This window comes from Pseudomonas sp. LP_7_YM, assembly GCF_004364435.1.
Taxonomy (GTDB): Bacteria; Pseudomonadota; Gammaproteobacteria; order Pseudomonadales; family Pseudomonadaceae; genus Aquipseudomonas.
The window spans coordinates 984,633-998,198 of the sequence record NZ_SOCT01000001.1 but is presented as its reverse complement, the minus strand read 5'-3'; the positions used below and the strand labels follow the sequence as shown (position 1 = coordinate 998,198).

At 61.1% G+C, this 13,566-nt stretch carries 10 protein-coding genes; 6 read left to right on the top strand and 4 right to left on the bottom strand.

From position 1 onward, the window contains the following. Window positions 1-73 precede the first annotated feature (73 nt). The 4 genes from EC915_RS04425 to EC915_RS04410 all read left to right on the top strand — a co-directional run bounded on the left by EC915_RS04425 (window position 74) and on the right by EC915_RS04410 (window position 6,044). Window positions 74-2,431: a type III effector HrpK domain-containing protein gene (locus tag EC915_RS04425; protein WP_133749284.1), complete on the top strand. Its 2,358-nt coding sequence runs from the start codon at window positions 74-76 to the stop codon at window positions 2,429-2,431. A gap of 165 nt (window positions 2,432-2,596) precedes the next feature. Further along, the gene (locus tag EC915_RS04420; RefSeq protein WP_166650924.1) at window positions 2,597-3,478 is read left to right on the top strand and encodes a lytic transglycosylase domain-containing protein; all 882 of its coding nucleotides are present in this window, start codon (window positions 2,597-2,599) and stop codon (window positions 3,476-3,478) included. Between the two features lie 106 nt (window positions 3,479-3,584). Next, window positions 3,585-5,165 carry a type III effector gene (locus EC915_RS04415; RefSeq protein WP_133749282.1) on the top strand — a complete coding sequence of 527 codons (1,581 nt, stop codon included), beginning with the start codon at window positions 3,585-3,587 and terminating at the stop codon, window positions 5,163-5,165. Between the two features lie 192 nt (window positions 5,166-5,357). Further along, complete coding sequence (locus tag EC915_RS04410; protein WP_133749281.1) at window positions 5,358-6,044, top strand: dihydrofolate reductase family protein; 687 nt, start codon at window positions 5,358-5,360, stop codon at window positions 6,042-6,044. Here the strand turns inward: EC915_RS04410 and EC915_RS04405 are convergent. Continuing rightward, a complete protein-coding gene (locus tag EC915_RS04405) occupies window positions 6,041-6,940 on the bottom strand; it encodes a LysR family transcriptional regulator (protein WP_133749280.1) in 900 nt (299 codons plus the stop codon). The two genes, EC915_RS04410 and EC915_RS04405, sit on opposite strands and share 4 nt — an antisense overlap. Window positions 6,941-7,090: 150 nt before the next feature. On the opposite strand from EC915_RS04405, the gene EC915_RS04400 reads away from it, so the two are divergent. Next, window positions 7,091-8,482, top strand: coding sequence for an aldehyde dehydrogenase family protein (locus tag EC915_RS04400; RefSeq protein ID WP_133749279.1), 1,392 nt, complete (start codon window positions 7,091-7,093; stop codon window positions 8,480-8,482). Between the two features lie 172 nt (window positions 8,483-8,654). Here the strand turns inward: EC915_RS04400 and EC915_RS04395 are convergent, their stop codons facing one another. Genes EC915_RS04395 through EC915_RS04385 form a run of 3 tightly spaced genes read right to left on the bottom strand, consistent with a single transcriptional unit; the run spans window position 8,655 to window position 12,755 of the window. Beyond that, window positions 8,655-10,076, bottom strand: coding sequence for an efflux transporter outer membrane subunit (locus EC915_RS04395; RefSeq protein WP_133749278.1), 1,422 nt, complete (start codon window positions 10,074-10,076; stop codon window positions 8,655-8,657). Continuing rightward, window positions 10,073-11,653 (bottom strand): DHA2 family efflux MFS transporter permease subunit, encoded by a 1,581-nt coding sequence (locus EC915_RS04390; RefSeq protein ID WP_133749277.1) that lies wholly within the window; start codon window positions 11,651-11,653, stop codon window positions 10,073-10,075. Before EC915_RS04390 ends, EC915_RS04395 begins: the two co-directional genes overlap by 4 nt. Next, entirely contained in the window at window positions 11,646-12,755 is a 1,110-nt protein-coding gene (locus EC915_RS04385) for an HlyD family secretion protein (RefSeq protein ID WP_133749276.1), read from the bottom strand. The genes EC915_RS04390 and EC915_RS04385 overlap by 8 nt, the downstream gene beginning before the upstream one ends. 99 nt (window positions 12,756-12,854) lie before the next feature. Here EC915_RS04385 and EC915_RS04380 point away from each other — a divergent pair, with 99 nt between their 5' ends. Further along, the gene (locus EC915_RS04380; protein WP_133749275.1) at window positions 12,855-13,562 is read left to right on the top strand and encodes a CerR family C-terminal domain-containing protein; all 708 of its coding nucleotides are present in this window, start codon (window positions 12,855-12,857) and stop codon (window positions 13,560-13,562) included. Window positions 13,563-13,566: the final 4 nt, after the last annotated feature.

Here is a 13,566-nt window from a genome sequence, read left to right as displayed (position 1 = left end):
GAAACATTTCCCGGAACTGACTTTCATTGCGGACCACACAGTTGCCATCCTTCATTCCCGGATGGCGACTCCCATGCGTATTTCGAACAGCCCTTACAGCGGTATCGCACCTCAATCGGAGGGTAGCGACTCGATCAAGCAATCGCCCCTCGCCAAGGCTGCACCTGACGCTGCGAAGGCGCTGGCCCAAGGGGGCGCCTCGGCTGGCAATGTGCAGTTCGGTGCGAATACGGCGCAGCCATCCGGCAATGTGCAGTCCACGGAAAAACAACTGCTGTTGTTGCTGAACCAGCTCGCGCAGTTGTTCAAAGGCAATGGGCAGTCGCAACCGGACGCTACTCAGACCCCTGCGGTGGACGTCCCGACCCAGACGCCTGCCCAAGCGCCGGCTCCTGCGCAGAAACCCGCTGCGGTCAACGACGTCAACTCGGCCCAGCCAAGCGTTCCCAGCGACGCCACCAAAACCGCCGACCAGCCCAAGGCTACCGAAGCCAGTTTTCTCGATGACTCCGAATACTCATCACCCAAGGAGCTGGAGCGCTGGGCGCCGATGGTCGCCAACTTGCCGGCCGATCAGCGCGAGCAGGCGGCAAAAGAGCTCAACAGACCCATCGCCGCCGCGCGCATGGCCGCCGAGAAAGGCCCCGAGGCGGCCAAGGCCATGGAGTTCATCAACGCTAACCCTTCACTCAAAGCCGCAGTGGACACCGGTAAGCACGGCGGCAAGGCTGACGGCAAGATCACCGACGGCGATCTCAAGTCGTTCGCCAAGAACATGCAGAAAGCGGCCGACAGTGGCGACAAGGACATCGCGAGCTACCAAAAAGATCACCCGGACGCCGATCCGCAGTCCCTTGAACTGGTGCGCAGTGCCGCGCTGATGCGCGCCAATGAGCCGATGACCCGGGCCGCCGATCCGAAACATGCCCAGGGTGCCGAGGACCAAAGCAAGGTTAATAACCTGACCAACGCCGAGGGCCTCAAAGCCATTCAGAACGACAATCCGGGACTGGGCGGACCGCTCAAACAGGCAGCCAAGACCTGGTCGCAGCCGGGCTTTCTTACCCAGATCGATCAGGGTGGCCTGCAAGGGCGTTCATTGGCCGCGCACAGCCCCGACAAGCAGTTCAGCGCCAGCAACATCAGCGACTGGATCAAGAAACAGGCGCCCACCAACGGCGGCGAATTTGCCAGCGTGCTCAGCGACGCAGCAACCCTCAATTGCGTCGCGAACACCGATATCAGCAAGCTGGGTAAGGACGTGTTCGACAACCCGTCCAAATACAGCGGCGAGCAGAAGGCCGCGGTGATGGTCAAGTTGCAGCAGACCCAGCTAAGTGTGGAGGCCGGGAAGGACCTGCGTAAAACGGAAAAAACCGAAGATGCCTTGAACGAAAAAATAAGCCAGTTGCAAGCCGACCCGGATGTACAGGCATTTCTGGACAAGCAGATCCCTGAGCAATCCCGCGCCTTGGTCAACAGCACGCCAAGCTTGCAGAAGGCGGTCAACGAGCAGATGCAAAAGGTCAACAGCGCAGAAGCGCTGCAGACCGATATGAGCACCGCTGACAAGGCGACCAGCAAGGACAAACCCAACGCCGACTACAGCAGCGCCTTGGGCGGACTGTCTGCGCAGTTGCAGATGCAAAAGGATCTGCTCGGCGCCGATGCCAATGTGCCGACGGCGCAACAGGTTGTGGGGCAAAGGCCGGACCTGCAGAGCAAGGTTCAGGACTCCTACCAGCAGAACTTCAGCGAAGGCGGCGCCATCAAGCAGTTGCTGCACCAGAAAAAAGCCGACGGTGAAGACGCACTGAACGGCGCCGATGCGCAGAAAGCGGCGTACGACAGTGTGTTGCCTGAGGACTTCGTGCAGGGCCAGCAATCGAATTACGTCCAGGCCACTTTTGCTCAGCTTCAGGATTCGAAAGCCGGTCGCAAAGTGCTGGAAAACGCTGAAGGAGACAAGGACCACGCGCCTTCTATGGCCGCGCAGGTCGCCTCGAAAATGGGCCCGGCGGCGTTGCGCTCGGTCGCAGGCTTCGCCTCCGTTTCGGACATGCTTGCCCGCGGCGACAAGACCGATGCCGCCAAGGGCATCTACGACAGTACCAAATCCGGGCTCTCGGCCGCCAAGCATGGCTACGACGCGGTCGCCAAATCCGCAGGTCGCGCCGGGCTGGGCGAGGTTGCCGCCAAGGTGGGTGGACGTGTCGCAGGCATGGTCGCCGGTGAAGCAGCCGGTCTTGCCGCCGGTGCTGCACTCGGTGCTTCGATCCCGGTGGTGGGCTGGATCGCCGACGCCGCCATGAGCCTGGGTTTCGGCATCTCGGCCATCATCGAGGCGGTAAAGAAACACAAGGCGCAAAAAGCTTTCGACCATAACGTCGATCCGGTTCTGGACCAGTTCGGCATCCCCAAGGCCCATTGAAGCCACCTGACCTGAATGAGGTAAACGATCATGAATATTGGTGTTTCGTCAGTTCGTCCGCAGCAGGATCTCGCCAGCCACCCGGATTTTTCGTCGCTAAGTGGCAAACCCGGGCAGCAAAACGCGTCGAACGGCGGCGGCAATCAAAGCATTGACCCGAGCAGTCTGTTGTTTGCCAATTCCACGCAATCGCAGGTCAATTTCGCCCCCCCGAACAGCCAGGACTCGCAAACGGATGCAAGCAATCCACTGTCGGGCAACGACAGCCAGAACACCCAGAATCAGTCTGGTGTGGCCCAGCAGATCATGAGCCTGTTGATGCAACTGATGCAGATGCTCATGCAGAACAACCCCAACCAGTCCAATTCCAACAGCAGTCAACCGGCCACCAATAATCTGGCGACTCAGGGTGGCGGTGGAGGCGGCGTCGGTAGCTCAGGTGGCGCAGGAGAGGGCAGCGTCGACAGCGCGGGTAGTGGTGGCGATGCCGTGGCTTCGGCGGACGGTGAGTCCGGGATGAGTACACCCACCAGCGATACCGCCAGCGGCGTGTCGGGGGATACTTCGCTAAGCGGATCCGGTGATTTGCATCTGCCCCAGCAGCTCGAACCTTACCGCGCCGACATCATGGACGCCTCCAAGGCAACCGGGGTTTCGCCGAGTGTGCTGGCCGGGCAGATCTGGGCCGAGTCGCGTGGCAAGCTGGGTGATGACACCACCAACGTCAACGGCAAGACCGATGCGGGTCTGATGCAGGTCAACGCTGACACCTTCGCCGGCCTTAAAAAAGACAATCCCGACCTGCTGGGCAATGCCGATGTAAACAACGCCCACGACAACATCATGGCGGGCGCGCTTTATATGCGCGACCAGCAAAAAGAGTTTGGCGATGTGGGCTCGGCCTTGCGCGCCTACAACTCAGGTCCCGACAAAGTGGACAAAAGCGACCTGTCCAACGCAGGCGGGATCGGCGATCCGGACTACGTGAAGAACGTAATGAACTTCGCAAAAATCATCGAGAGTGGGCAGGGGGAGTTGCCGGCCTGATCATCCGTTTTATAAACGCCCGGTGCGCCGTTGTGCATCAGCCGGGAGGGTTATCGGCCGTCGCCCGCTGAAGGGGGGACGGTCGCATCTTGACGCGAGGTTTTGCATGAACGTCCTTCCAAGACACATTCAAGGGGCAGCGCCGACCCTGCCGACCGATACGACCCAGGGCGCCGGGGCCAGTCATGCGCCTGCCCAGGCCGCCGCCCTGTCTGCGCCACAGATCCAGACACAAGTCAGACAGATTGCTGACTTCCTGAAGCAACATGTATTCGACGCCCATTATCAAACTCTCAAGCCGGTTCCCCGGGACGTCAGTCAGGCCGACCTGGACGAAATCAATCAGCATAACGAGGGTGTCACTCGGAACAATCAACAGCTCGACGCCATTGCTGACAGTCGCGCGCGCGTGCTCCAGCGAGAGAATCAGACCCCTGACGATATCGCCGAAACCCTGGCCAAAGGCGAAAAGTTCGACCGAGGGGCGACCCGTGCCTCAAGTGCTTTCCGCGCCATGCCGTTTGCCGCTGCCACCGCGTTGCAATACATGCGACCTGCGATCAACAAGGGCGTCTGGCTGCCTGCACCGCTCAAACCCCTGACGCCGCTGATTCCCGGGATCGTGTCCGGAGTCATGGATCAGGTGGGCACTGGCGTGATGAACCGCGTCACCGGCGATAACCAGTTTTTGAAAACCTCCCCCGACAACCTGCATGACGCCATGGCTGCGTCGCAAAAACGCCACGCCCCGGGCCTTGTTCAGCAGAGCGTCGATATGGGTGGAGCGATCCAGGGCTATACCGCGCGTAACGCGGTGCGCACAGTGGCGGGCACGGCGCTGGCTGGAAGTCCAAAGACTCAGGCGGCGGTCGATACCTCTATCGCAACGCTCGGTGGGTTGGGCGCCAATGCGATTTTCGGCAACCGCCTGCAAACTACCGAGAACCGCGATCACTTGCGCGGTGGTGCCTATGTGTTCGGCCGCAAAGACGCTGAGGCCAAACCGCTGGACGACGAAACCGAATGGCTCGATGCTTACAAAGCCATCAAGAACGCCACTTATTCGAGCGCTGCACTTAATGCCGGCAAGCGCGTGGCCGGCATGCCGCTGGACATCCTGACCGACAGCAGCAAAGCGGTGCGCAGTCTGTTCTCGGCCACCAGCCTGACCCAGAACGGCCTGGCGCTGGCCGGAGGCTTTGCCGGTGTGGGCAAGCTACAGGAATTGGCGACCAAAAATCTCACCAACCCCTATGCCAAGAGTGCCGTCAGCCAGTTGACCAACACTGCTGCCTCGGCAGCGGTGTTCGCTGGCTGGACCACCGCCAGTGTGGTGACCGACCCGGCGACCCGCGCTGCGGAAGACTTTCTGCAGAAAACAGTGAAGGACGCAGCGTCGAGCTCGGCGACATTCGTCGGTGACAAGACCGTAGAAGGCGCCAAGGCGACAGCGCACGCGGCGGTGGTTGCAGGCAACAAGACTGCAGCAGGGGCGCGGGTCGCAGCACAAACGGCGACCGCAGTCGGCAGCAAAACCGTGGAGGGCGCCAGGGCCGTAGCGCAGTCGGCTGCCCACGGTGTCAACAATGTGGTGGTGACCACCGGTGCGGCATTGCGTGCGCAGTACGCCAATCATGTGCGGCGGCGTGACAGAACCACCGACGCCGGCGATGTCGAACTTGGATAAACAAAGTGGCCATGCCGCTGGTGGCTTCCTGTCACGGTGTCACCCGGTATGCGCAGGAGGTCACAGTTGCATTGGCGATGAAAAAGCTTGTCGAGCTTGCGCCGACTGGTGCTGGGGCTGTCGAAAAGCGCTGAACTATAGACGCTCAGGTCCGGTCGGTTCTACATCGCTCATCCATCTTTGGAGTCAAGCATGCAGCCTTATGTCATTTGCCACATGATGTCGTCACTGGACGGCCACGCCCTTACTGACGGCTGGGATCGCCCGTTCAAAAAAGCCGCCGGGGATCTTTACGAGAAGCTGGCCCAGACTTTCGAGTTCGATGCGTGGATCTGTGGCCGGGTGACCATGCAGGAAATCGCTCACGACGAGGGTTATCCCAAAGGTCTAGCTAAAACGCCCATCGCGCGAACCCATCACTTCGTCGAGCGTAATGCCAAGAGCTACGCGGTTTCCATCGATCCACAGGGCAAGGTCGGCTGGAAGAAAAACCAGGCGTTGGACTCCCATGTGGTCGAGGTACTGACCGAGGGTGTTTCAGACGATTACCTCGCTTATCTGCAGTCGGTCGGTGTCTCTTACATCTTCGCCGGTAAAACCGATATCGATCTCAAGCAAGTGGTCGATATCCTGGGCAAGGAATTGGGCTGCAAGCGACTGATTGTCGAAGGCGGTCCTCATGTCAGTGGTTCGTTCGTCAACGCCGGCCTGGTGGACGAAGTCAGTGTGCTGATCCTGCCGCTGATCGATGGGCGGGGCGAGCATCCAGCGTCCTTTGAAGTCCCGGCACAGGCCTGGAAGCAACCCGCCCACCTGACGCTGTCCTCGGCCGAGGTACAGGAAGACGGTGCGGTCTGGCTGCGCTACAAAAAGCGCTAAACCGCTGACCCTGTCAGGCGTGGCGCGACGTCACGCTTGGCCGCCGTCTGCACCAGATCGATGAACGCATGGAGGGCCGGTGAGCGCACGCCGCGCCGCCAGGTCAGCCAAATGTTCAGGTAGCGAAAGTCTTCGCTCAGCGGATAGGCGTGCACATTCCGGCTGCCCGGCATGCTTTCAAGCATGCTGCGCGGCACCATCGCCACACCGGCGCCTGCGGTGACGCAGGCGAGCATGCCATGGTACGACTCCATTTCGAAAATCTTGCCGGGCGTGGCCATGTCGGCCTTGAACCAGGCTTCGAAATGCTTCCTGTACGAGCAGTTCTGACGAAAGGCGTACACCGTCTTGCTGCTCACTTCCTGGGCCCGGGTCACCGGCTCATGGCTGGCGGCGGTGATCAGCAGCATTTCCTCTTCAAACAGTTCGATGCCCTCAAGCTCCGGATGGCGCAGCGGGCCATCGACAAACGCAGCGCTGAGCCGTCCCGCGAGCACGCCGTCGATCATATCACCGGAAGGTCCGGTCGACAGGTCCAACTCGACCTTGGGATAACGCTGATGAAATTCGGCGAGCAGGGAAGGGATGCGCACCGCTGCCGTGCTTTCCATCGAACCCAGGGAAAACACGCCCTGTGGCTCGGAACCGGAGGTGGCCTGCCGGGCTTCCTCCACCAGTTCCAGAATGCGTCGGGCGTACTCAAGGAAGGTCCAGCCGGTAGGCGACAGGCGCAGACGCAGTTTTTCGCGGATGAACAGATCGACGCCCAATTCCTGCTCCAGCTGCTTGATCCGCGTGGTGAGGTTCGACGGCACGCGATGCAGGCGCTGGGCGGCGGCGGTGATGCTGCCTTCTTCGGCAACGGCCCTAAACAGTTCAAGTTGAGTGAGGTCCATGGTTTGCCTCTGTCTTTCACGAATAGAGAATGTATTGTTGATAATTATTCATTATCGAAAAGTCGGGAGAAAGCCTATCGTGGACACATCACTTCAGCAACGGGTCTCCGCCCGGTGGTGAGGGTCAATCACTTTCGAGGGCATTTCGTCATGTCACCACACGCATCTCCTACTCATGCCATCTCGCTTAACCCTGCAACCGGCAAGGTGTTTGCGCAATATCCTTTCGAGCAAGCCGCCGATCTGGAACAGTCGCTGAGCCGTGCTGCTGCAGGTTTCAACGTTTGGCGCAAAGAGCCTGTCAGCGTGCGTGCCGAACAACTGCGCAGGGTTGCGAAAACGCTGCGTAAAAATGCTGAATCGCTGGCACAGATGATGACCGCCGAGATGGGCAAGCCGATTGCCCAGTCCCGTGGGGAAGTGGAAAAGACCGCGGCGACCTGTGAGTGGTACGCCGAGAACGGGCCGGCCATGCTCGCTTCGGAAAAGACTTCGGTGGAGAACGACAAGGCCTGGATCGATTTCCTGCCACTGGGGCCTATCCTGGCAGTGATGCCGTGGAACTTTCCGATCTGGCAGGTAATGCGCGGCGCGATCCCGATGATTCTCGCCGGTAACACCTATGTGCTCAAACACGCACCTAATGTGATGGGCAGCGCTTATCTGCTGCGCGATGCCTGGGCTGAAGCCGGCTTACCGGAGGGCGTGTTCGAAGTCATCAACGTGGGCAACGAAGGTGTTTCCAGCGCCATCGCCGATCCAAGAATCGCCGCCGTTGCAGTCACCGGCAGTGTGCGCGCCGGTTCTGCCATCGCCGCTCAGGCGGGGGCAGCCTTGAAGAAATGCGTACTGGAGCTGGGTGGCTCCGATCCATTCATCGTCCTGGCTGACGCTGATCTGGATGAAGCAGTAAAAGCGGCCACGGTCGGTCGTTATCAGAACAGCGGGCAGATCTGCGTAGCGGCCAAGCGCATCATCGTGGAAGAGAGTGTGCTGCCGGCGTTCACCGAGAAATTCGTGGCGGCGGTCAAGGCCCTCAAGATTGGCGATCCGCTCGTCGAGGAAAATTACCTCGGCCCGATGGCCCGTTACGACCTACGTGACGAGCTGCACGAACAGGTCAGCAAAACCCTCAGCGAAGGCGCGACCTTGTTGTACGGCGGCGAAAAAATTGAAGGTGAGGGCAATTACTACGCGCCGACGATTCTTGCCGATGTGCGCCCGGGCATGACGTCGTTCAAGGAAGAGCTGTTTGGCCCGGTGGCTTCCCTGATTGCCGCCCGTAACGCCGAACATGCTGTGGAACTGGCCAACGACAGCGAGTTTGGTCTGGCGGGCAGTGTGTGGAGCGCGGATGTGGAAAAAGCCCGTCACGTCGCGGCGCGGCTTGAGACCGGTGGAGTCTTTATCAATGGCTACACCGCATCTGATGCACGTGTGCCGATTGGTGGGGTGAAAAAGAGTGGCTTCGGTCGGGAACTGTCGCATTTCGGCATTCGCGAATTCTGTAATGCACAAACGGTCTGGCTGGACCGGCGTTAAGGGGCTCAAGTGCTGGGCTCGCCAGAGACCAGCACTTTTACGCATATTTACCGGTTGAACCCCCGCTTCGCGAATGAATGCCTCCCACAGGTTTCACAACTTCAGGGAGTGCTGGGATCTCCCACTTGGTGCTCGGGCCAGCCTTCTGTTTGCGCGCAATCAAGGAGCAGTGTCACAACGTCCAGCCCAGCCCCAGCGATTTGTGCAGTGAGGCGAAGTCCTTGAGCAGCGCTGCATCGCCTGAAATCCGGCTTTCCTGCGCCTGATATCGGGTGCGTTCGGCGTCCAGCCAGTCCAGGGTGCTGGCAGTGCCCGCGCGATAGCGTTGCCGGGTCAGATCGGCGGCGCGTACTGCTGACGCCTCGACATTGCGCAGCAGCACGACGTTTTGCCGCTGATGGCCATAGCGGGCAAGGGCGACGTCGGCATCGCGCAGTGCACTCAAGACCACACTCTTGTACTGCGCCAATGCTTCGTCTCGTCCGGCCTCGGCGCCCTCGACGCTGGCCGCTACACGCCCGAAATCCAGGATGTTCCAGGTCAGCCGCGGCAGCAGCAGCCAGGTGCCGTTATCTTTGCGTGCAAGGTGGCCCGGGTCGCCAGCGGAAAACGACAAATCACCCATGAGGCTGAGTTTGGGGAACCAGTCGGCTTCCTTTTCACCGATCTGCGCATTGCTGGAAGCCAGGGCGCGCTCGGCCACGCGGATGTCAGGGCGCGCCTTGAGAATCGCCGTTGGGTTGGCGAACGGCACCTGCGCAGGGATCGACGGCAGGGGACGCGCTGTTTCCAGGCGGGCATCCAGTTCGCCGGGCTCCAGACCGCACAGCAGCCCGAGTTGGTCCATCGATTCGACAATGGAGGCTTGCAGCGGCAAGCGCTGGGCGCTGGTGTTTTCCGCCTGGGTCAGCACCTGCTCCAACTGCAATTGTGAGGCCACGCCGCGACTGCGACGTTGCTGAGTAAGGTCCAGTGCCTGCTCTTCGATATCGACACTGGCCTCCACCAGCGCCAGCCGCGCCTGCTGATCGCGCAGGTCGGCATAGGTCTGCACCACCTCGGCGGCCAGCTGAACCTGCGCGTCCGCCAAGCGGGCTTGAGAGGATTGCGCCTCTGCCTGCGCCGCTTCGATGGCGCGCCGGTTGCCGCCGAACAGATCGGCCTCCCAGCTGGCATCGAAGCCTGCCAGATACAGCGTCAATGGACCACGGCCGCCGCCGCTTCCGCCAAGTGCAGAAGTGTCGGGGGAGCGAAGCTTGAGCATGGCTGAATCGCCGCTGATCTTGGGCATCAGGTCGGCGTTGGCGCTGTTCAGACTGGTCCGCGACTGCCTCAGCCGTGCTTGCGCGGTGGCGATATCCGGACTGTTGCGCATCGCCTGGCTGACCAGTTCGTTGAGCTGCACGTCGTCCAGCGACTGCCACCATTGCGCGACTGCCGGTGCCTTCGACGCGGCCTCGTCGGCATGGGGCAAACGCCCGGCAGCCAGGGTCGTTGGCGCGACGTCGGGTGCACCCCGGTAATCCGGGCCGAGGGTACAGGCCGATAGCAAAGCGGCGGTCAGCAGAAAGAGCGGGAATGAGCGAGCAATCATTTTCGTGAGCCTGCCTGCGCTGCGCGCGTTTTCAGGATGAAGATCAGGGGAAGGCACACCAGCATGGCCAGTCCCAGCACATGGAACGCGTCGTTGTAGGCCAGCACCGAGGCTTGCTGCGCAATATCGCTGGCCAGTTGCGTAAAGGCCTGCAACTGCGCGGTGGAGGGGTCGCCAGTCTGCGCCAGGTAACTCGCGGTACTGCTCGCCATGTGATCCTGTGCCAATTGACTGTTGGCCAGGATGCCTTCGCGCAATACGTCGTCGTGGAAGTGGCTGCGCCGGTCCATCAGCACCCCGAGCAGCGCAAGGCCCAACGTGCCACCCAGGTTGCGAGACATGTTGTATAGCCCGGAAGCATCCCCTGCATCTTTGGTCTGAACCGCGCGCATGGACAATTGGCTCAGCGGCATCATCACCAGAATCTGTGCGACGCCACGCAACAACTGCGACGCCACGAAATCATGGCCCACGCTCTGAGCGGTCAGTTCGGTGTCCAGCACGCAGCTGGCCCAATATAGCAGCAGTCCCACGCCGACCATCAGCCTCAGGTCAATGCGGCTCAGCATTTTCGGCAGGATCGGCATCAACAGAAACGCCGGAATACCCGACAGCAACATGATCGAACCCGACTGTTCGGCGTTGTAGCCAGAGAGGATGCCCAGGAACTGCGGCACCAGATAGGCCGTGCCGTACAGTCCCGCACCCACTGCGGTGGCAATCAGCAAGACACTGCCAAAACTGCTGTTGAGCACCAGTTGCAGGCGCAGGATGGGCGTGCTTGAGCGGACCTGACCGAGCGCGATGAGAAAGAAGCCGATCAGCATGGCGATGCTTAGCCAGATGATCAGCAGCGAGTCGAACCAGTGTTCGCGCTGACCTTCTTCGAGCACTACCGTCAGCGAACTGAGTCCCATCGCCAACCCGATAATCCCGAGCCAGTCGGCCTTGATGAAACGCTCAAGATTCATCCGCTCGGGGGCAAGCCCCGTAAGCAGCAGGGTGATCAGTGCGACGCTGACCGGCAGGTTCAAAAAGAAGCACCAGCGCCAGTTGATGTTCTCCGTTAGCCAGCCGCCGACCACCGGCCCCATCAGTGGCCCCAGAATCGCCGTCATGCCGAAGAGGGTGGTGCCGATCGCCAGCTGATGAGGAGGAAGCCGTGTGCGAACGATGGTCTGCGCGGTGGGAATCATCGCGCCGCCGGCAAATCCCTGACCGATGCGGCCGGCAATCATGGCCCCCAGGCTCGACGATAACCCGCAGAACAGTGAGAAAAAGGTGAACATCAGCGCGGTGCCGATCAGAAACCGGCGCAGGCCGAGCACACGGGTTAGCCAGGCGGCGAGGGGGATCATGACGATTTCCGACATCAGGTAACCGGTAGCGATCCAGGTGCCCTCGGTGCCCGTCGCGCCGATTTGCCCCTGAATCTGCGGCAGCGCCGAGTTGGTAATCGAAACATCCAGCGTCGCCAGCAAGGCCCCCAATGAGCCTGCGGCGACCGCGATCCAGTCAGTCACCGAGGCATTGCGCGGCGTGCCGGCGGGTGCGTCATTGAGCATCGCTTCAGCCATGGCTGGCATCCGTCGCACCGCTGCGCACGTCGACGTCCACCGTTGCAGAGAGGCCGGGAACCAGCGCCTGACGAACGTCGTCGTTGATGTCCAGGGCGATGCGCACCGGCACGCGTTGCACGATCTTGGTGAAGTTGCCGGTGGCATTGGATGGCGGAAGAAGGGCGAACTGGGCACCAGTGCCAGGCGCCAAGCTGTCGACGTGACCCTGCAGGTCGCGCCCCGGCAGTGCATCGACATGCACGGTCACCTTCTGGCCAGCGCGCATGTCGCCGATCTGGGTTTCCTTGTAATTGGCCGTCAGATAAATCGCGCTCACCGGCACCACGGTCAATAGCCGGGTGCCAGGCTGGACGTACTGACCTACCCGCACCCCACGGTCGGCGATACGGCCATCGAGCGGGCTGCGGATCACCGCATCGTCGACATCCAGCTGGCGCTGCGCCTCGCTGGCCTTCGCCACGCCCAATTGCGCCTGTGCTTGCTTGAGCTGCGCTTGCAAGGTGCCGTAACGCGTCTGGCTGGAGCGCAAGGCAGCCTGTTTTGCCGCCACGGTGCTGCTGGCCTGAGCCAGTTCGTTGTTCAGTTGCGCCAGGCGTTCTTCCGGTTCGGCGCCAGAGCGAGCCAGCGGCGCATAGCGCGCCACTTCAGCCTGTGCGTGTCGGGCGTCGGCTTGTGCGCCTTGCAGTTGCGCCCGCGCTTGGGCAATCGTTGAATCCTGCTGCACCAGGTCGGCTTCGGCCTTGGACACATCAGCATTGCGCGCCGCGATGGTCGCCGATGCTTCGTCGCTGACCGCCTGGTATTTGCGGGCGTCGAGTCGAACCAGAATGGCGCCACGCTTGACACTCTGGTTGTCGGCCACCAGTACCTCACCGACATAGCCGCTGATCTTCGGCGCGACGCTGATGCTGTCGGCCTGCAGATAAGCGTCGTCGGTGGTTTCGATGAAGCGGCCGGTAAGCCACCACCACATGCCCCAGCCCAGGCCAATCAGCAATGCAGCCACGCCCAGTATCAGCAATATCCGGCGAGCCTTGCCGCGCTGGCCGTTAACGGTTTCTTCAGGCTGGACCTGAGGGGAGGGGTGTGCAGCGGACATCAGGTCGCTCCAAATTTATATCAGGCGGAATAAATTCCTTTTTTGGCGAATTTTTGTCAACGGGTATATTTTTGCCCGGGTACTAAAAGGGAGCTGCACATGGCACGACACAAACCTGCCGCCGAAGGTGGTTATCAGCGCGGTGAAGAAACCCGCGCCCGACTGATCGAAGCGGCCGTAACGGTATTCGGCGAACGAGGCTACGACGGCGCATCGACCCGCGACATCGCCAACGCCGCCGGGGTCAATTCACCTGCGTTGCAGTACTACTTCGACGGCAAGGAAGGCATCTATCTGGCGTGCGTCGAGCACCTGATCGCATTGCTGTGGCAGAAAATGGGCGAAGCCGTGGAAGCGGCGGAGCAAGCCCTGGACGACGCCGATAGCGTTGATCAGGCGTTGATAACGGCTTCATTGGGCATACTGGGCGCGGTGGTCGCGACCATCCAGGACAGCCCGCAGACCACCGCCTGGCGCGCATTCCTCGACCGGCACCAGGCGGGCCTGTGTCCTGAAAGCGCCACCACCGCCTTCGAGGATCGATTCAAAAAACGCATTGGCAACGTGGTTCGCCAACTGATCGCACGTCTGGCCGGACTGGCGATCCACGACGAGCGCACGGTGATTCACTCAATGGCACTGTTCACCCAGGGCCTCGCGTTCAGGGTACAGAAACTCAAGCTGCTGGAGGCGCTGGGGTGGACCGCGATTGATCAAAAGGAAATGGAGCTGGTGCGGGACGTGGTGCTGACCCAGGCGCGATTTACACTGGAGGGGCTGGTTCGGAAGCGGGATGGGGACGCGTAACGCG